Below are 18,560 nucleotides of genomic sequence, written 5' to 3'. Positions count from 1 at the left end.
ACCATCCGGTCGGCGCGCCCTCAGCGCATTGCGCATGTGGTCGCCTGCCGCTGCGCAGCTCGACGCGCCACAGGTGGACTCCCCCGCATCACGTGACCGAGGGCCTCAGCCCTTCTCCAGGTATTCCGCGCGATCCTCGTCGACAAGAGCCGCGACCGACGCGGCCAGCGCCGGGTTGCGGGTCAGCTCCGGGTCGTCCTCGATCAGGACGATCGCCTCGGCGCGGGCGTCGCGGATCAGGTCGGCGTCGCGCCGCAGGGACAGCAGCCGCAGGTGCGAGCGGTGCCCCGACTGGGTGGCACCCAGCACGTCGCCCTCGCGGCGCTGCTCCAGATCAAGCTCGGCGAGCTTGAACCCGTCGCTTGTGGAGGCGACCGCGTCCAACCGTTCCCGCGCCGACGACCCCTCGGCCGCCTCGCTGACCAACAGACAGAGCCCAGCGGCCGAGCCCCGGCCGACCCGGCCCCGCAACTGGTGCAGTTGCGAAACACCGAACCGGTCGGCGTCCAACACGATCATCACTGTGGCGTTCGGCACGTCCACACCGACCTCGATCACTGTGGTCGCCACCAGCACGTCCAGGTCACCGGCGGCGAAGGATCGCATCACCGCGTCCTTCTCGTCGGCCGGCAGGCGGCCGTGCAGCACTCCGATCCGCAGCCCGTGCAGCGGCCCGTCGGCCAGCAGCGGGGCCACCTCGGTCACGGCGAGGGGCGGCCGCCGCCCGTTGTCGTCGACCGGCGGCGGCTCCTCGTCGCTTACCGGCCCCTCACCGATCCGCGGGCACACCACGTACGCCTGATGGCCGGCGGTGACCTCCTCGCGCAGCCGGCGCCACGCCCGGTCCAGGAAGGCCGGCTTCTCGGCGGCCGGCACCACGTGCGAGGCGATCGGCGACCGGCCCCGGGGCAGTTGCGAGAGGGTGGACACCTCCAGGTCGCCGTAGACGGTCATCGCCACCGTGCGCGGGATGGGGGTGGCCGTCATCACCAGCACGTGCGGCGGCTGGGCGGCCTTGGCACGCAACGCGTCGCGCTGCTCCACGCCGAAGCGGTGCTGCTCGTCGACCACCACCAGGCCCAGGTCGGCGAAGTCCACACCCTCGTAGAGCAGGGCGTGGGTGCCGAGCACGATGCCGGCGTTGCCGCTGGCCACCTCGCCGAGCGCCCGACGACGGGCGGCCGCGCCCAGCGAGCCGGTCACCAGCTCGACCCTTGTGGCGTGGTCGGCGGAATCCAACTCGCCGGCCCGCCCCAACGGCCCGAGCAGGTCGAGCATGCCGCGGTGGTGCTGCGCGGCAAGCACCTCGGTCGGCGCGAGCAGGGCGGCCTGCCCGCCCGCGTCGACGACCTGGAGCATCGCCCGCAACGCCACAACCGTCTTGCCCGAGCCCACCTCGCCCTGCAACAGGCGGTGCATCGGGTGCGGGGTCGCCAGATCCTCGGCGATCTCCACACCGACGTCACGCTGCCCCGCGGTCAGCTCGTACGGCAGTCGGGCGTCGAACGCGTCCAGCAGCCCGCCAGCCCGTGCCGGACGGGGACGGGCCGGCCAGTCGGCGGCCCGGTGCTTGCGCTGCACGAGCGTCAACTGGACGGCGAACGCCTCATCCCACTTGAGCCGCCGCCGCGCCCGGTAGAGCTCCTCCTTGCTGGACGGCCGGTGGATCTCCCGCAGGGCGGTGCCCAGGCCGACCAGGTTGCGGCTGGCCCGCACGGTTGCCGGCAGCGGGTCCTCCGGTGGGGTGAACGTGTCCAGCACGACACGTACGCAGCGGGCGATCACCCAGGTCGGGACGGCGGCGGCAGCCGGGTAGACGGGGATCAGCGCGCCGGCGAACTCCTCGATCTCGTCGCTGACCGCCGCCTCGCCCTCACCGCCCTCGCCGAGCAGGACGTACTCCGGGCCGTTGAGCTGCCGTTTGCCCCGGAACTCGGTGACCTTGCCGGCGAACAGACCCCACCGCCCCGGGCGCAGCTCCCGTTCGCGCCACGCCTGGTTGCCGAAGAAGGTGAGCGTCAGCAGACCGCCGGAGCCGTCGCCGACGGTCACCTCCAGCAGGTTGCCCCGGCGCTGGCGCATCGGGCGGACGGCTGTGCGCTGCACCTGGGCCAGCACCGTGACCTGCTCGCCGACGTCGAGCGAGCGGATGTCGGTGTGCTCGCCGCGCTCGTCGTAGCGACGCGGGAAGTGATAGATCAGGTCGCCCGCCGTGTGCAGATCGAGCTGGGCGGCCAGGGCCTTGGCCGTCTTGTCGCCGACGAGCTTCTTGAGCGGAGTGTCCACCGTGGCCGGCTCACTCATTCGACCCCCACCAGGAGCGGATAGAACGGCTGGCCGCCCGGGTAGGCGTGCACCTCGACGAACGGCCAGCGACGCGCGACGTGCGCGCGGACGGCATCGGTGAGCCCGGGAGGCGCGTCCACCCCGGTCAGCAGGGTGACCAGCTCACCGCCGCCGCCGAGCATCTGGTCGACAACCGCCGCGCAGGTGTCGGTGAGGTCGGTGCCGATCAGGTGCACCTCCCCCTCGACGAGCGCCAGCACGTCCCCGGGGCGGCACGGGCCGGCGACTGTCAACGCGTCGCGGCTGGCGTGGCAGACCTCGGCGTAGCGGCAGGCGCCGGCCGCCTCGGCCATCGCGATCACGTCGTCCTCGAAGCGGCGGGTGCCGTCGCGGACGGCGAGGGCCGCGAGGGCCTGCACCGGAGAACGGGTCGGCACCACGCTCACCTTGATGCCGTAGCGGTCTGCCTCGCGGGCCGCCGCGCTCGCCACCGCCCCGGTGCTCGGGTCGTTGGGCAGCACCACCACCTGGGCCGCGCCGGTGCTGCGCACCGCGTCCAGCAGTTCGCCGATGGACGGGTTGCCCGGCACCACAGTGGCACCCTCGGTGGCGAACAGGTCGGCGATCCCCACCCCGGTGGCGACCACCACGGCGGCCCGGCCGTCCTCGACCGGGCCGTGGGACGGCCCCGGCTGGTCGGCGAAGCGGGTCACCGAGATCCGGTACGGGCGGCCGGCGGCGACACCCGCCTCGACTGCCGCGCCCACGTCGTTGACGTGCACGTGCACGTTCCAGGTGGCTTCCGGCTCGCGCCCGTCGCCGACCACGACAAGCGAATCCCCAAGCGCGGCCAGCGCCCGGCGCAGCACTGCCACCGCGTCGGCCGGGGCGTCGAGCAGATACTGCACCTCGTAGGCGTACTCATCGGAGCCGGTCTCCCGTGCGACGACGGCCGCCGGGCGGGCGGTGCGCGGTGTCGGCGCGGGCCGGGCCGTGCTCTCCCCGGTGAGCACCTCGACGAGGGCGTCGAGCAGGACGCAGAGGCCCCGGCCACCCGCGTCGACCACGCCGGCGCGGGCCAGAGCCGGCAACTGCTCCGGGGTGCGTTCCAGCGCCTCGGCCGCCGACCGTGCCGCGACCCGAGCCACCGTCGGCAGGTCGTCGCTGTCGGCCCGCTCGGCTGCGGCCGCCGCCGCGGCGACCACTGTGAGCAGGGTGCCCTCGACGGGCTGGCCGACCGCCGCGTACGCGGCTGTGGTCGCGGACCGCAGCGCGACGGCCAGGTCCCGGCCGCGCACGGCCGGCACCGCGGCCACGGCGTCGGCGAAGCCGCGCAGGATCTGCGAGAGGATGACCCCGGAGTTGCCCCGCGCGCCGAGCAGTGCGCCCTGGGCCATCAGCCGCAACGCGTGCCCGTGCGCGGTCGGGCCGCTGTCGGGGAGGGTGTCCAGGTCCATCGAGAGGGCCTGCTGGGCGGAGGTGAGGGTGAGCACCAGGTTGGTGCCGGTGTCACCGTCGGGCACCGGGTAGACGTTGAGCTGGTCGATCTCGCCCTGGTGGCGCTTGAGCGCGGCCAGCCCGCTCGCGCACCAGCGGCGGACCGCGGCGGCGTCGAGGGTGTCCAGCACGGCCCGAAGCCTACTGGCGCGCACCGACACGCGTCGGACTCGCCGGGCGTGTCCGCTCGGCACCGGGCTGGTGGTGCTCCGGGCTGGTGGCGCTCCGGGCCGGCGTAGGGCTCTCCGGTACGGTTGCCGCCGGGCCGGTCCGCCACCAGGCGGACGGACCACCGCCAGGCCAGGCCGCGGACGACCGCCCGGCCGGGCCGGTTGGCCGGGCCGGCGGGTCATCGGGTAACCTGACCAGGTTGCCCGGGCAGCACCTGCCGGCGACCTCATGAACGTTTCAATCCCAGGAGTATCCCGTGGCTAGCGTGTGCGACGTCTGTGGCAAGGGACCGGGCTTCGGCCACAACGTGTCCCACTCGCACCGGCGGACCAACCGCCGCTGGAACCCGAACATCCAGTCGGTGCGTACCCCGGCCGGTGGTGGCAACACCAAGAAGTTGCAGGTCTGCACCTCGTGCATCAAGGCCGGCAAGGTCACCCGCGCCTGACGCGGCGGCACCAACTCTTCTCGTTCGGCGCAGCCGGCGGACCTCTGCGGTCCGCCGGCTCTGTCGTGTCCGCACGCTCTGTCGTGTCCGCACCCGGGCCGGCACGGGCCGGCTCGACCGCTCAGAGCACGCGACCGAAGGACACGCAGCCCTCCGCGTCCTTGTAGAAGCCGAAGTTCGGGATCCGGTCGTAGCCGGCTGACGTGTACATGGCGATCGCCTCGGGCTGCCGGTCCCCACACTCCAGGATCATCCGCTTGCGGCCCTGCTCACGGGCCGAGCGCTCGACGGCCGCGAGCACCGTCCGCGCGACGCCGCGTCCACGGGCCGCCGGGGCGGTGTACATCCGCTTCAGCTCCGCGGTGTCCGGGCCGTGTGCGCGCCAGCCGCCGCAGCCGACCGGCTCGCCGCCGAGGTAGGCGATGAGGAACGCGCCATCCGGCGGCTCGAACTCGGTGGCGGCCACCGGGGTGTCGTCGCCGGTGCCCCCGTAGCGGGCACCGAGGTCGGCCAGCGCGTCCCGGATCAACTGCTGCGCCACCGGCGCGTCGAACCGCGCCAGCCGGATCTCGATCTCACTCACGGTGTCCAGCGTACGGCGGGCGCGGGGACCTCACCGGAAGTGGTCCCAACCCCTCGGCCCGTCGTAGGAGGCACCGTCGACGGTCACCCCAGCACCGGCCGTGACCAGGCCGATCGGCCGCCATTCCGGCGGCAACGCCACCGCCGGGGGGAAGGTCGCGGCGAGCGCGTGATCCTCGCCACCGGCAAGAATCCAGGTGTACGGGTCGACGCCGAGCGCCCGCGCGGCATCGGCCATCTGCCGGGGCACCTCGAACGCGTCCCGGCGCACGTCGATCGCCACCCCGCTGGCCTTCGCCACGTGCCCGAGGTCGGCGAGCAACCCGTCCGACACGTCGATCATCGAGGTGGCGCCGAGCAGGGCACCCTGTGGTCCGGCCGCGTACGGCACCTGCGGTTGCCGGTACGCCTCGACAAGCAGTCGGGGTGTCCGGAAACCGCGGGTGAGCACGGTCAGCCCGGCCGCCGCGTACCCGATGCGCCCGGCCAGGGCCAGCACGTCCCCCGGGCGGGCCCCGGAGCGCACCACAGGCGCCCGGCCGCCGAGGTCACCGAGCGCGGTCACCGCGATGGTCAGGGTGGGGCTTGCCGACATGTCCCCGCCGACCACGCTCGCGCCGACCGTGGCCGCCTCGGCGGCCAACCCGTCGGCAAGGCCCTCCGCCCAGCTCGTCTCCAGATCCGCCGGCATGCAGAGGGCGACAAGCAGGGCGGTAGGTGTGGCGCCCATCGCCGCGATGTCGGCCAGGTTGGCCGCCGCCGCCCGATGGCCGACGTCGCGCGCCGAGCACCAGTCCCGCCGGAAGTGCCGGCCATCGACGAGCACGTCCGTCGAGGCGGCCACCCGGCCGTCCGGTGCCGCCACCACCGCCGCGTCGTCCCCGGGGCCGAGCAGGGTCGTGGGGCCCATCGCCAACCGGGCGGTGACCCGCCCGATCAGCCCGAACTCGCCGATCCCGGCCACACTGGCGCCGCCGCCGGTGTTCCGCCCGTTCTGCCCGGCACCGCCGCGCTCGCTCACCGCTGCTCCTTGACCACCGATAGGGATCAGACCTGGTCCGTAAGGTAGTTTCACCCTTCGGGCCGCCCCTGGGCGGCGACGGACGGAGGTCGAGTCGTGGTACAGGCGTACATCCTCATCCAGACCGAGGTCGGCCGCGCACGTGACGTGGCGGGTCTCATCGCGGACATCGCCGGCGTCGTACGCGTCGACGCCGTCACCGGGCCGTACGACGTGGTCGTCCTCACTGAGGCGAACACCGTCGACGAACTCGGCAAACTCATCGTCAGCAAGGTGCAGATGGTGCCCGGCATCACGCGCACCCTCACGTGTTCGGTGGTGCGGCTGTAAGTGGACGAGATGACGACCTCCTCGGCTGCTCTGGACGACGACGGGACGCGCGACGCGGCCGACGGGACGCCCGAGCGGGCTGACGGTAACCGCGGGACCGGCGACCCGGCTGCCGACGCGCCGGCCGGGCGGGACCGGACCATCCGGGGCGCCGCCCTGCTGGCCACGTTGATCGCGTTGCCGGTCACGTTGCTGGTGGCCGTGCTGGCCTTCACGAAGCTCACCCCGACCACGCCTGCCGCCGCACCGAGCCCGTCCCCGACCACCGCCCGGGTGCAGTCCACCACCCCTGTCGAGATGGCCGCCCCGGCGCTGGCCACCCGGCCGGCCACGGTCTGCCGTGCGCTGCTCTCCCAGCTGCCGCAGACCATCCGCGACCTTGCCCAGCGCCCGGTCACCGCCGGCCCGGAGCAGAACGCCGCGTACGGCGATCCGGCCCTCACCGTGGCCTGCGGGGGCGCCAGGCCGACGATCCCGGCCACCGACGAGGTCTGGACGGTAAACGGGGTCTGCTGGCATCCCGTCGAGCAGACCGACGCGACGGTGCTCACCACAGTCGACCGGGAGACGCCGGTGACGCTACGCGTCCCGCGCTCCTACGAGCAGCCGTTGCAGTGGGCGGCGCCGATCTCCAGCACCATCGTGGCCTCGGTGCCCTCCGGCGGGGCGATCCCAGCCGGCTGCGGGCGCTGACCCGATCCGCCCGCCCGGCCGCGGAGCCGATCGTGATGCCCGGCGGCCGGTGGGGTGGCTTCAGTGCAGGCCGACGCCCCGCCGCTGGGCGGTGCGGATCAGGCGGCTGACAAGCTTCGGGTACTCCAGGCCGGAGGCCGCCCACATCCGCGGGAACATCGACGTCGGCGTGAACCCGGGCATGGTGTTGATCTCGTTGAGGTAGACGTCCAACTCGGGGGTGACGAAGAAGTCGGCCCGGGCCAAGCCCGCGCAGTCCAGTGCGGTGAACGCGCGGACCGCGTACTCCTGCACCTGGCGGGTCACCTTCTCCGGCAGGCCGGCCGGGATGTCGTACTCGCAGGAGTCGTCGAGGTACTTCGCCTCGAAGTCGTAGAAGTCGTGGCCGGCGACGACGCGCACCTCGGCCAGCACGGACGCCTCGGGCGCACCGCCAGCCTCGCCCTCCAGCACACCGCACTCGATCTCGCGGCCGACGATCGCGGCCTCGATGATGACCTTCGGGTCGATCTGTCGGGCGGTGGCGACCGCCTCGTCCAGCCGCGCCCAGTCGGTGACCCGTGTGATGCCGAACGACGACCCGGCGCGGGACGGCTTGACGAAGACGGGCAGGCCGAGCCGCTCCTTGTCCTGCTCGCTGAGCGTCATTCCGTTGCGCAGCACCGCGTACGGGCCGACCGGGATGCCCTCGGCCGCGCAGAGCTTCTTGGTGAACTCCTTGTCCATCGCGGCGGCGGAGGCGAACACGTTCGCACCGACGTACGGGATGCCTGCCATCTCCAGCATTCCCTGGATGGTGCCGTCCTCGCCGTACGCGCCGTGCAGCACCGGGAAGACCACGTCCACGTCGGCCAACGCCCGGGGGCCCTCGGTCGGGTCGAGCACCATCAGCCCGTTGCCGGTCGGGTCGGCGCGCAGCACGATGTCCGCGCCGGAGTCGGCGGTGATCTCCGGCAACTGCCGGGCGTTTATCGCGAGTTGGGCGGGATCTCCGCTGGTCAGCACCCACTGGCCGGCGCGGGTGATGCCCACCGGCACCACCTCGTACTCGTCCGGGTCGAGGGCGGCGAACACGCTGCCGGCGCTGACGCAGGAGATGCCGTGCTCCGGGCTACGGCCGCCGAAGACGATCGCCACGCGGGTCTTGCCTGGGGTGGTCACTCCGGTCACCTCTTCGTACGCGACTGCGGCTGGCCGTGCTCGCCGATGGCGCTCACCCGGTTGACCTTACTGTGCGTGGCGGTAGGGCGAGGCGATACCCGGTGAGCCACGGCGCGACACGGCATTCGGTCAACAGAGGCTATACGGTGCGTGATGGGACGGTCAGTCCCGGGAGTGCCGACGGCCTACCGCGATCACCTTTACCCGCTGCCGGCCGGCCCGCACCATGCCCAGGGCCATGAATGCCCCGGCGATCCGGTCGGCGGCCTCGCGGTTACTGGCTCCGACCACCTGGCGGCGGCGCTCGGGGGCGGTGCGCTCGTTGCGGTCGATGCCCTCGACGGGACGCACGTCGGTGAGCACCACCAGGAATCGGGTCATCGTCGGCCGTCCGAGGGAACGGCGGGGCATTCCGGACCGGTACGCACGTCGTCTCCTTCCGGGCGGACCGAAATGGCGGCGGCACGCGGCGATCGGGTACGGGGGAGAAACCCGATCGCCGCGCGCCCTTATCCCCTCCGGTCGCTCACCACCACCGTCGCCACGACAACCGGCGGTGAGGACGTGATGACAGCCTGACACGTACACAGGCGTGAATGCAACTCTCATCGGCGATATCTCATGTACATGTTCCCGCAAATGTGTGCGACCATCGATGCATGGCTCCGAAGACCGCTCGCGCCCGCCGGCTCGGCATCGCCCTGCGCCACCACCGCGAAGCCGCCGGGCTGACCCTGGAGACAGCCGCGGATGAAATCAACAGCACCCGCAGCACCCTCTCCCGCTACGAGAACGCCCAGACACTGATCAGCCCGGCCACCGTGCGCGCCCTGCTCACCTCGTACGGGGTGGGTGCCGAGGAGGTGGCCGCGGCGGTGCAGCTCGCCAAGGACGCCCGCAAACCGGGCTGGTGGGTGTCGTACTCGTATGTGCTGGACCCGCGCACCATCGACTTCATCGCCCTGGAGGCGGAGGCCACCGCCATCGCCAACTTCGAGCCCTCGGTGGTGCCCGGCCTGCTGCAGACCGCCGACTACATCCGTGGGGTGATGCGCGGTGGTCCGCACACACTCGGCGACGACCTGGTGGAACAGCGGGTCAAGGCCCGGCTCGACCGCCAGCAGCGGATCACCGGCGACGAGCCGGCCATCTTCGACGGCATCATCGACGAAGGTGCGCTGCTGCGCCCGGTCGGTGACCAGTCGGTGATGGACGGGCAACTTCGGCACCTGGTCAAGATGGCCGAGCTGCCGAACATCACAGTCCAGGTGATCCCGCTCTCCGCCGGCTACCACCGGGGCACCCGGGGCTCGCTGCACATCCTGGAGTTCGCCGACCCGGAGGACCCGATCATCGCCTCGGTGGAGACCGTCGCCGGTCAGATGATCCTCGACCGGGCAGGCGAGACTCGTACCTGCACCAAGATCATGGAGCATCTGCGGAGCGTGGCGCTCAGCCCCGCCGACAGCCGCAAGCAGCTCCTGTCACTCCTGAAGGGACGGTAGGACCGATGACACCGACAATCACCGCGGCGCTGGCCGCGGCGACATGGCACAAGAGCAGCCGCAGCGGCGACCAGGGCGCCTGCGTGGAGGTCGCCTCGATCCCACGACTGGTGGCCGTTCGCGACTCCAAGGACCCGGCCGGCCCGGCTCTGCTGTTCCCGCCGGCAGCCTGGTCCGCCTTCGCCCAGGCGCCACCCCGCCGCTGACCACACCCTCGACCCCGGGCCCGGCGTGCCGCTTACCGCGCCGGGCCCGCGGCGTGTCCACGGCGGGCAGCAGCAGGCGGGCCGGGCAGCAGGGGCGGGCGAGCCGGCCGTGCGGGAGCAGGCCGGGCAGCGGCGGCACTGTCAGGCGACAAGCGGGCGGGGCTCCGGCGCGGCACGCAGCGCCTCCAGCGCGGCGATCGCCACACCACGGGCACCCGCCATGTCCCGGTCCGGCACCAGGGCGAATGTGGCAAGCGTCGCCTGCTCCTGGCGAAGCACTGTGTGCTCGCGGACCGTCGCCAGGAACCAGTCCCGGAATTCCGGCGCGGCCTCCACCACGCCGCCACCCACGAAGTAGGCGTGGGGGTCGGTGAAGTTGGCCGCCACTGTGAACAAGCGGCCCAGCGCCATCGCCTGCTGGGTGAACAGGTCCCGGGCCAGCGCGTCGCCCCGCTCGCCGTAGCCCCGGACCAGCTTCGCCGCCCGGGCCACCGGCTCGGCGGCGAGTGGGTGGTCGGGATAGCGGGTCAGCCAGTACGGCAGCAGGTTGCGCTCGATGCCGGTGAGTGACGCGACGCTCTCGACGTCGCCGGTGAAGCCGCAGGCGCAGGTCGGCTCCGGCTGCCCCGGGCCGAGCAGCCCGTTCAACGGGATGTGCACGTGGCCCAGCTCGCCGGCCATCCCGGCGGCGCCGGCGATCACCCGACCGGCCTCGACAACTCCACCGCCGAGTCCGGTGCCGACGATTGCGGCGACCGACGACCTGGTCATCGCCTCGTCGCCGAAGTACACGTGGTGGGCGTAGAGCGCGGCGGCGTTGCCGTCGTTGTGATAGATCACCGGCAGGCCGAGTCTCCGCTCCAGTGCGCCCCGCACGTCGAAGCCGCGCCACGCGGGCTGGGAGAAGTTGGTCGAGCCCCGCGACGAGATGACACCTGTGGCGCTCGCCGGGCCGGGGGTGTCCAGGCCGACGGCACGGACCAATTCGCGCGGCACGCCGGTCTGGGCCAGGGCGCCGTCCAACGCACGGGCCAGCGCCTCGATAGCCGCCTCCGGCCCGGCGCGCACCTCGCTGGGGATCTCCAGCAGCCCGTCCACCAGGAACCGGCCGTCCACCGTCAGCACGGTGGCGTTGTTGCTGGTGCCTCCGTTGTCCAGGCCGACGACCACCGGCATCCCTGCGCTGCCCACCGAAACCGCCTCCCGCTGTCCTGGATGTGAGCCGAGGCTAGTGCCAACCCCGCTCCCCCCGCCACGCCGGCCACCGCAGGTGACGTGCAAGCACCGACATTCCCGTGCAGCGGGCGTTATGTCACGGGTGCCCGGGTGCTGTCGCGCGTCCTTTGCTCTGCTTCACCCCACGCAACACAAACGGTCCCAAAGTGTTGCGTCGGGTGAAGCAGAGCAAAGGGGGCGAGGCAAGGGGGTGCGGGCGGCGTCGATCTCCGGCGAAGCCGTGCCGGGCGCGCCGGCGGCGGCGGTGGCGGTGGCGGTGGCGGTGGCGGCGGCGGTGGCGGTGGCGGTGGCGGTGGCGGTGGCGGTGGCGGTGGCGGTGGCGGTCGGGCTTGCTCAACCGGGACGGCGGGCGGTCACCGCTGTGGCGTCCAAGTCCTCGTCGTGCCGCACGCTCGGCTCCAGCCCCACCGCGTCCAGGGCCGCGCAGAGCGTGTCCGCCTGCACGATGCTGACCTCGACAACCAGGTGGCCGCCCGGTGTCAGCCATTCGGCGGCGCCAGCAGCCACCCGGCGCAGCACGGCGAGCCCGTCCGGTCCACCGTCGAGCGCCACCGGCGCCTCGTGCAGCCGCGCCTCGGCGGGCATCAGCGCCACCGCGTCGGTCGGCACGTACGGGGCGTTGGCGACCACCAGGTCCAGTTGGCCCCGCCAGCGCGGCGGCAGCGGCGCGAACAGGTCACCCTCGAACACCTCGGCGGCCAGCCCGGCGAGGTTGCGCCGGGCGCACGCCACGGCCGCCGGGTCGATGTCGGCGGCGGCCAGCCAGCGCGGCGCGAGTCGGTGCGCCAGCGCGACTGTGGTGGCCCCGGAGCCGCAGCACAGATCGACAACTGCCGGCGCCGCGCCGGTAACGGTTGCCGCCGCCTCGACAAGCAGGGCGGTCCGGCCACGCGGCACGAAGACTCCCGCGTCGACGGCGATCCGCAGGCCGCAGAACTCCGCCCAGCCGAGCAGGTGTTCCAGCGGTTCGCCGGCCACCCGGCGGTCGGTCAGTTCCGCCAACACGGCGGGGGACTCGGCGGCGGCGAGCAGCAGATCGGCTTCGTCCTCTGCGTAGACGCAGCCGGCGGCACGCAACCGGCCCACCAGGGTGGACCTGTCGCCGGGGGGCGCTGCTGCCATGGACAACCTCAGGCGTCCAGGGCGGCGGCGATGTCGGCCACCAGGTCGGCCGTGTCCTCCACGCCGCAGGAGAGCCGGACGAAGCCGGGCGAGGTGTCGTCGCCCCACTGCGCCCGCCGGTCGGCTGTCGTGTGCAGGCCACCGAAGGAGGTGGCAGCCGCCACCAGCCGGGCGGCGTCGATGAAGCGACCCACCCGGTCGGCGTCGCCCAGGTCGAACGAGACAATGCCGGGCATCCGGCGCATCTGCGCCGACGCCACAGCGTACGCCGGGTCCTCCGGCCGCCCCGGCCAGCGCAGGCCTGTCACGTCCGACCGGCCGGCCAGCAGTTCGGTGACCGCTGCGGCGTTCGCGCTCTGCCGGGCCAGCCGCAGGTCGAGAGTGCCAAGCGACCGGTGTGCCAGCCAGGCGTCGAACGCCCCCGGCACCGAGCCGGTGACCGTGCGCCAGGCCGTCACCGCCTCCATCAGGTCGGCGGACCGGCTGGCCAGGTAGCCCAGCAGCAGGTCGGAGTGGCCGGTGAGCGCCTTGGTGCCGGACGCGACAACCAGGTCGGCACCGAGGTCCAGCGGGCGCTGACCGAGCGGGGTGGCCGTGGTGTTGTCCACGGCGAGCAGCGCGCCGGCGGCGTGCGCACGCTCGGCCAGAGCCGCCACGTCGACCACGTCCAGGCCGGGGTTGGCCGGGGTCTCCACAAGCACCAGGCGTACGCCCTCAAGCGACGGGTACGGCCCGACGGTCGGCACGAAGAGCACCCGGACACCTATCGTCTCCAGGACGTCGGTGGCGAACGCCCGGACGGGGAAGTATCCGTCGGCGGGCAGCACGACCGTGTCCCCCGGGCGCAGCAGTGTCAGCAGCAGGCCGGTGATGGCGGCCTGACCGGTGGCGAAGACTCGACAGTCGCCGCCCTCCAACTCGCCCACTGCGGCTTCCAACAGCCGCCGGGTCGGGTTGTCGGGGCGGCCGTAGCCGTTCGGTGACGAACCCTGGCCCTGCCACGGGTCGAGGTGGTACGGCGCGGCGAAGACCGGCCCCGGCAGGAACGGGTCCCCCGGTGTCGGCTCGGGCAGCCCGGCGCGTACGCAGCGGGTGCCGTCTCCCAGGTCGGTCATCGGATCCTCACTCGTACGATTCGGGCTTGGCGGTCCGGCTCATCAGGGCCTCCACGGCGAGCCGCGGGTCCATCCCCTCGTGGCAGATCCGCTCGACGTGCTCGGTGATCGGCATCTCCACGCCGTGCGCGCGGGCCAGGTCGCGGATCGCCAGGCAGCTCTTCACGCCCTCGGCGGTCTGCCGGGTCGCGGTCTGCGCCTGCTCCAGCGTCTCACCCCGGCCCAGGTGCTCGCCGAAGGTGCGGTTGCGGGCCAGCGGGGACGAGCAGGAGGCGACCAGGTCACCCATGCCGGCCAGGCCGGCGAAGGTGATCGGGTCCGCGCCGAGGGCCACGCCCAGGCGGGCCGTCTCGGCCAACCCCCGGGTCATCAACATGGCCCGGGTGTTGTCGCCGAAGCCCATCGCGGTGGCGATGCCGTAGGACAAAGCGATGACGTTCTTGACCGCACCGCCCAGCTCGCAGCCGATCACGTCGTCGTTCGTGTAGGGGCGCAGGTAGGGCGTCCGGATCGACGACTGCACGAGGGCGGTGCGGTGGGCGTTCGTCCCGGCCACCACCGTGGCGGCCGGCTGCTCGGCGGCGATCTCCGGGGCCAGGTTCGGGCCGGAGACCACCACCACCCGGTCGGCGGCGACCCCGGCGGTCTCCACGATGACCTCGCTCATCCGCTTGGTGGTGCCGAGTTCGATGCCCTTCATCAGCGACACAAGTGTGGCGTCGGGGTGCAGGTGCCCGGCCCACTCGGCGAGGTTGCCCCGCAGGGTCTGCGACGGGACGGCAAGCACCACCAGTTCGGCGTCGGTGATCGCCTCGATGGCGTCGGCGGTGGCGGTGACCCGGTCCGGCAGCAGCAGACCCGGCAGGTACTCCGTGTTGCGGTGCTCGGTGCGGATGCTCTCGGCCACCGGCGCGCGTCGCGCCCATACCGTGACGTCCCGGCCGGCGTCGGCGAGGATCTTGGCGAACGCGGTGCCCCAGGAGCCGGCACCGAGGACCGCTACGTGGCCGCTCACGCGACACCCCCCTGCTGCTGGCGCTCGGCGGAGGGCCGGACGGGTCGTTCCCACAGCGGCGGCGGTGTTCCGCCCCGTATCTCGGCGAGCATGTCCCGCAGCCGCACCATGATGGCGTCCGTCATCTCCTCGAGGGTGGCCCGGTTCGGCTGGGCGCCCGCCCACCGGGTCAGGTCGACCGGTTCGCCGGCGACCACCGTAACCGGCATCCGCGGGCGTGGGTCCAGCCGGTTGGTTCGCGGGTCGAAGATCCGCTCCGGCCCCCACATGACAAGCGGCACCACTGGCGCGCCGGTGGCCAGCGCCAGCCGGGCCGCGCCGGTCTTGGCCTTCATGGGCCACAGGTCGGGCTGTTTGGTGATGGTGCCCTCCGGGTAGATCACGACCGCTCCGCCCTCGTCCAGGGCCGCGACGAGCGCGTCCAGCGAGCGGACCGCGTCCACGGTGCCCCGCTCCACAGGGATCTGCCGGCACTGGCGCAGGATCCAGCCGACGAGCGGCACCCGGAACACGCTGGCCTTGCCCAGGTACTGCGGCCACCGGCCCGAGTCGTAGATGAAGTGCGCGGAGACCAGCGGGTCGGCGTGCGAGATGTGGTTCGCCACGATGATCACACCGTCGCCCTCCCGGCCGAGGTGCTCGCCACCGTGCCACGTCCGCCGGGTCCACAGGAGCATCACCGGTTTCACAAGCACCACGGCGAACCGTCGCCAGAACCCCAGCCTCCGCCGCGCCACTGTGCCTCCTCGTCGCGCCCCGAACCGCCACGGGTCCGGCCCGCGACACCCGCAGCGAAATCATGCCTGCTCGCCCCCGGTACGGCCAGGGAGGGTCCCGCGGCCCTGCTGGCAGGATTGCGGGCGTGAGTCAGCCGAGGTGGGCAGTGGTGGTGCCGGTAAAGCGTCTGTCGGCGGCCAAGAGCCGGCTGCGCGGCGCGCTGTCCGGCGTACCCCATGAGGAGCTGGCGCTGGCGCTGGCGGCCGACACGCTCCGCGCGGTGCTGGCCTGCCCGGCGGTCGCCGAGGCCCTGGTGGTCACCGACGACGCCCGCGTGGCGGCGGTGGCCCGCGCCGCCGGGGCGCGGGTGCTTCCCGACCTGCCGGACGCCGGCCTGAACGCCGCCTTCCGGCACGGCGCGGCACACACAAGCGGCGGGTGGGTGGCCGGCCTCACCGCCGACCTTCCGGCGCTGCGCCCGGGCGAACTGGCCGGCGCGCTGCTCGCGGCCCACAACAGCGACGGGGTACGCCGGTTCGTGGCCGACGCGCCAGGCACCGGCACGGTGCTGCTCGCCGCGCCACCCGGAATCGCCCTTGATCCACGGTTCGGGGTGGGCTCGGCGGCGGCGCACGCGGCGAGCGGCGCCCTGCCGCTGAGCGGCGACTGGCCCAGCCTGCGCCGGGACGTGGACACCGCCGACGACCTGACCACCGCAGCCCGCCTCGGCCTGGGGCCGCGCACCGCCGCGCTGCTGGCCACCGGCCACCCGGCGCACTCCGCGAGCTGACCCCGCCACCCGGCGCGCTCCTAAGGCTGACCCCGCCGGTGTACGGTGCCAGCATGCAGGGCACGGTGGCCAGCTATGACGCGGCGACACGCAGTGGGGTTCTGCTGCTCGACGACGGCACCGAACTGCGGTTTCCCGCGCGGGCCTTCGACGCCTCCGGGCTGCGGCTGCTCCGGCTCGGTCAGCGGGTGCGCATCGACACCGATCCCGACGGCGAGGTCGTCCGGGTGACATTGCCGACGATGATCTGAGCCGGCGAAGCCAAGTTCATTTTGCGTTAACCGTAATCGGGTGATTATGAGCGGGTGAGCACCCCTCGCGAGCACCCGGCCAGCCCATCCACCACCGACCCCCGCAACGGCGTCCCCACCCGTGGCACCGACGGCCGCTTCCGCCCGTCCCGAGCCGAACGTGCCGGCGCCGCCCGGGCCGACACCCTCGCCGACGACCCGGGAGCGGCGTCCTCCGGGCTCGACGAGGTCCTCGAATCCGCCGCCCCGCCCACCGAGACGGACGGCCCGGCGGCCGGTGGCCTCCTGACCGCCACCGACCCCTCGATCGGCGAGGACGACGACCAGCCGAAGGCTCCCCCGCTGCCGGAGGACCGGTTCCTCAACCGGGAGCTCTCCTGGCTCGACTTCAACGCACGGGTGCTCACCCTCGCCGAGGACCAGCGCACCCCGCTGCTGGAGCGGGCCAAGTTCCTGGCCATCTTCGCCAGCAACCTCGACGAGTTCTACATGGTGCGGGTCGCCGGGTTGAAGCGGCGGCTCTCCGCCGGCCTGCCGGTCCGTGGTGGGGACCGGCTGCCCCTGCGTACGCAGCTGGACCTGATCGCGGAGCGGGCCGCCGAACTCGTCGCCCGGCACGCCGCCTGCTTCGGCGACGACGTGCTGCCCAAGCTGGCCGGCGAGGGCATCCGCATCCTGCGGTGGGGCGAGTTGGGCGACCCGGAGCGGGAGCGGCTGCGCACCTACTTCCGGGAGCACATCTTCCCGGTGTTGACCCCGCTCGCGGTCGATCCGGCGCACCCGTTCCCGTACATCTCCGGGCGGTCGCTCAACCTCGCCGTCGCGGTCCGCGATCCGGACGGCGGCTCGGAACTGTTCGCCCGGGTGAAGGTGCCCAACAACGTGCCCCGTTTCGTCCGGGTGGACCGGGACCAGCCGGGCGTCCGGATGCTGCCGGTCGAGGACCTGATCTCGGTGCACCTGGGTCAGCTGTTCAGCGGCATGCAGGTGGTCGAGTGCCACCTGTTCCGGGTCACCCGCAACGCCGAGGTGGAGGTCGACGAGGACCGCGACGAGGACCTGCTCCAGGCCCTCGAACGGGAGCTGGCCCGCCGCCGGTTCGGCCCGCCGGTGCGGTTGGAGGTCGCCGCGTCGATCTCCGACCACATGCTGGAGCTGCTCGTCCGTGAGCTGGACATGGACGACCAGGACGTGCTGCGGGTGCCCGGCCTGCTGGACCTCTCGGCGCTGTGGCAGGTGTACGGCGAGGCCGACCGCCCGGATCTGAAGGACCCGCCGTTCGTGCCGGCCACCCATCCCCGGCTCGCCGAGGGCGAGGTGCCGCGCAGTGTCTTCTCCACACTGCGCGACGGGGACATCCTGGTGCACCACCCGTACCACTCGTTCGCCACGAGCGTGCAGCGCTTCATCGAGCAGGCCGCCGCCGATCCGGACGTGCTGGCCATCAAGCAGACCCTCTACCGGACCAGCGGTGACTCGCCGATCGTGGACGCGCTCGTGGACGCGGCGGCCGCCGGCAAGCAGGTGGTGGTGCTCGTGGAGGTGAAGGCCCGCTTCGACGAGGTGGCGAACATCGGTTGGGCGCGCACCCTGGAACGCGCCGGCTGCCACGTGGTCTATGGGCTGGTCGGCCTGAAGACGCACTGCAAGACGGCGCTTGTGGTGCGGCAGGAGGGCAACCAGATCCGCAGGTACTGCCACATCGGCACCGGCAACTACCACCCGAAGACCGCCCGGCTGTACGAGGACTTCGGCATGCTCACCGCCGACCCGGAGATCGGCGCGGACCTCACCGACCTGTTCAACGTGCTCACCGGGTACAGCCGGCAGACCGCGTACCGGCGGCTGCTTGTCGCCCCGCAGGGCATCCGCAGCGGCCTCATCGAGCGGATCGACCGGGAGATCGCCCATGTCCGGCTCGGCATGCCCGGCCTGGTCCAATTCAAGGTCAACTCGCTTGTCGACGAGGGCGTGACCGACGCGCTGTACCGCGCCTCCCGGGCCGGCGTCCACGTCGACCTGCTCATCCGGGGCATGTGCACGCTGCGTCCGGGGGTGCCGGGGCTGTCGGAGAACATCCGGGTCCGCTCGATCCTCGGCCGGTTCCTGGAGCACTCCCGGGTCTTCCGGTTCGGCAACAACGGCGAGGCCGAGTTCTGGATGGGCTCGGCGGACCTGATGCACCGCAACCTGGACCGTCGGGTGGAGGCGCTGGTGCAGGTGAGCGACCCGGTCGCCCGCGCCGAACTCGACCATGTGCTGACCGCCGCCATGAGCCCCGACGTGGACGCGTTCGAGTTGGCAGGCGACGGCACCTGGACCCGACGCACAAGCGACGACGACAGGGCTCGCGTGCATCTGCAGGAGTTGTTGCTGCGCCGCGTCGGTGGCACCGCCGGCTGACCGATCGCGGC

19 protein-coding genes are annotated in these 18,560 nt (G+C 72.9%); 8 read left to right on the top strand and 11 right to left on the bottom strand.

What is annotated here, in order from left to right; all coding sequences use genetic code 11:
- Positions 1-105: 105 nt before the first annotated feature.
- Positions 106-2,304 carry an ATP-dependent DNA helicase RecG gene (gene recG / locus ACFY2Q_RS13500; protein ID WP_387129952.1) on the bottom strand — a complete coding sequence of 733 codons (2,199 nt, stop codon included), beginning with the start codon at positions 2,302-2,304 and terminating at the stop codon, positions 106-108.
- On the bottom strand, positions 2,301-3,914 hold the full coding sequence (locus ACFY2Q_RS13495; RefSeq protein WP_387129951.1) for a DAK2 domain-containing protein: 1,614 nt from the start codon (positions 3,912-3,914) through the stop codon (positions 2,301-2,303). The genes recG and ACFY2Q_RS13495 overlap by 4 nt, the downstream gene beginning before the upstream one ends.
- Before the next feature lie 296 nt (positions 3,915-4,210).
- Here ACFY2Q_RS13495 and rpmB point away from each other — a divergent pair, with 296 nt between their 5' ends.
- Positions 4,211-4,402: a 50S ribosomal protein L28 gene (rpmB, locus tag ACFY2Q_RS13490; RefSeq protein WP_007456456.1), complete on the top strand. Its 192-nt coding sequence runs from the start codon at positions 4,211-4,213 to the stop codon at positions 4,400-4,402.
- Between the two features lie 121 nt (positions 4,403-4,523).
- On the opposite strand, the gene ACFY2Q_RS13485 is transcribed toward rpmB, so the two are convergent.
- Positions 4,524-4,985: a GNAT family N-acetyltransferase gene (locus ACFY2Q_RS13485; protein ID WP_387129949.1), complete on the bottom strand. Its 462-nt coding sequence runs from the start codon at positions 4,983-4,985 to the stop codon at positions 4,524-4,526.
- 30 nt (positions 4,986-5,015) lie between these two features.
- On the bottom strand, positions 5,016-5,948 hold the full coding sequence (locus tag ACFY2Q_RS13480; RefSeq protein WP_387130354.1) for a thiamine-phosphate kinase: 933 nt from the start codon (positions 5,946-5,948) through the stop codon (positions 5,016-5,018).
- 153 nt (positions 5,949-6,101) lie between these two features.
- On the opposite strand from ACFY2Q_RS13480, the gene ACFY2Q_RS13475 reads away from it, so the two are divergent.
- A complete protein-coding gene (locus tag ACFY2Q_RS13475) occupies positions 6,102-6,335 on the top strand; it encodes an Lrp/AsnC ligand binding domain-containing protein (protein WP_007456453.1) in 234 nt (77 codons plus the stop codon).
- Positions 6,336-7,028 carry a DUF3515 family protein gene (locus tag ACFY2Q_RS13470; RefSeq protein ID WP_387129947.1) on the top strand — a complete coding sequence of 231 codons (693 nt, stop codon included), beginning with the start codon at positions 6,336-6,338 and terminating at the stop codon, positions 7,026-7,028. It begins immediately after the preceding gene.
- 60 nt (positions 7,029-7,088) lie between these two features.
- Here ACFY2Q_RS13470 and ACFY2Q_RS13465 read toward each other — a convergent pair whose 3' ends face one another.
- Positions 7,089-8,189 (bottom strand): D-alanine--D-alanine ligase family protein, encoded by a 1,101-nt coding sequence (locus ACFY2Q_RS13465; protein ID WP_387129946.1) that lies wholly within the window; start codon positions 8,187-8,189, stop codon positions 7,089-7,091.
- Between the two features lie 162 nt (positions 8,190-8,351).
- Positions 8,352-8,570 carry a hypothetical protein gene (locus ACFY2Q_RS13460; protein WP_328424461.1) on the bottom strand — a complete coding sequence of 73 codons (219 nt, stop codon included), beginning with the start codon at positions 8,568-8,570 and terminating at the stop codon, positions 8,352-8,354.
- 278 nt (positions 8,571-8,848) lie between these two features.
- Between ACFY2Q_RS13460 and ACFY2Q_RS13455 the strand changes: the two genes are divergently transcribed.
- Both ACFY2Q_RS13455 and ACFY2Q_RS13450 read left to right on the top strand, forming a co-directional pair.
- Positions 8,849-9,694: a helix-turn-helix domain-containing protein gene (locus ACFY2Q_RS13455; RefSeq protein WP_387129944.1), complete on the top strand. Its 846-nt coding sequence runs from the start codon at positions 8,849-8,851 to the stop codon at positions 9,692-9,694.
- A 5-nt stretch (positions 9,695-9,699) separates the two neighbouring features.
- Positions 9,700-9,900 carry a DUF397 domain-containing protein gene (locus ACFY2Q_RS13450; RefSeq protein WP_387129943.1) on the top strand — a complete coding sequence of 67 codons (201 nt, stop codon included), beginning with the start codon at positions 9,700-9,702 and terminating at the stop codon, positions 9,898-9,900.
- 141 nt (positions 9,901-10,041) lie between these two features.
- On the opposite strand, the gene ACFY2Q_RS13445 is transcribed toward ACFY2Q_RS13450, so the two are convergent.
- The 5 genes from ACFY2Q_RS13445 to ACFY2Q_RS13425 all read right to left on the bottom strand — a co-directional run bounded on the left by ACFY2Q_RS13445 (position 10,042) and on the right by ACFY2Q_RS13425 (position 15,125).
- Positions 10,042-11,091, bottom strand: coding sequence for an ROK family protein (locus ACFY2Q_RS13445; RefSeq protein ID WP_387129941.1), 1,050 nt, complete (start codon positions 11,089-11,091; stop codon positions 10,042-10,044).
- Between the two features lie 378 nt (positions 11,092-11,469).
- Positions 11,470-12,258 (bottom strand): putative protein N(5)-glutamine methyltransferase, encoded by a 789-nt coding sequence (locus tag ACFY2Q_RS13440; protein ID WP_387129939.1) that lies wholly within the window; start codon positions 12,256-12,258, stop codon positions 11,470-11,472.
- A gap of 8 nt (positions 12,259-12,266) precedes the next feature.
- Positions 12,267-13,373: a cystathionine gamma-lyase gene (locus tag ACFY2Q_RS13435; RefSeq protein WP_387129937.1), complete on the bottom strand. Its 1,107-nt coding sequence runs from the start codon at positions 13,371-13,373 to the stop codon at positions 12,267-12,269.
- Positions 13,374-13,380: 7 nt separating this feature from the next.
- On the bottom strand, positions 13,381-14,388 hold the full coding sequence (locus tag ACFY2Q_RS13430; RefSeq protein WP_387129936.1) for an NAD(P)H-dependent glycerol-3-phosphate dehydrogenase: 1,008 nt from the start codon (positions 14,386-14,388) through the stop codon (positions 13,381-13,383).
- On the bottom strand, positions 14,385-15,125 hold the full coding sequence (locus ACFY2Q_RS13425) for a lysophospholipid acyltransferase family protein (RefSeq protein ID WP_387129934.1): 741 nt from the start codon (positions 15,123-15,125) through the stop codon (positions 14,385-14,387). Before ACFY2Q_RS13425 ends, ACFY2Q_RS13430 begins: the two co-directional genes overlap by 4 nt.
- 125 nt (positions 15,126-15,250) lie before the next feature.
- Here ACFY2Q_RS13425 and cofC point away from each other — a divergent pair, with 125 nt between their 5' ends.
- From cofC to ACFY2Q_RS13410, 3 genes are read left to right on the top strand one after another with little or no spacing between them, the layout of a single operon-like run.
- A complete protein-coding gene (gene cofC, locus ACFY2Q_RS13420) occupies positions 15,251-15,895 on the top strand; it encodes a 2-phospho-L-lactate guanylyltransferase (protein ID WP_387129933.1) in 645 nt (214 codons plus the stop codon).
- Between the two features lie 53 nt (positions 15,896-15,948).
- Complete coding sequence (locus ACFY2Q_RS13415) at positions 15,949-16,146, top strand: cold-shock protein (RefSeq protein WP_139585579.1); 198 nt, start codon at positions 15,949-15,951, stop codon at positions 16,144-16,146.
- A 54-nt stretch (positions 16,147-16,200) separates the two neighbouring features.
- Positions 16,201-18,549 carry an RNA degradosome polyphosphate kinase gene (locus ACFY2Q_RS13410; RefSeq protein ID WP_387129932.1) on the top strand — a complete coding sequence of 783 codons (2,349 nt, stop codon included), beginning with the start codon at positions 16,201-16,203 and terminating at the stop codon, positions 18,547-18,549.
- The last annotated feature ends 11 nt before the right edge of the window (positions 18,550-18,560 follow it).

The organism is Micromonospora sp. NPDC000316 (assembly GCF_042898885.1).
Taxonomy (GTDB): domain Bacteria; phylum Actinomycetota; class Actinomycetes; order Mycobacteriales; family Micromonosporaceae; genus Micromonospora.
Note: the sequence above shows the minus strand (reverse complement) of the source record. Positions and strands in the feature narration are given on the sequence as shown.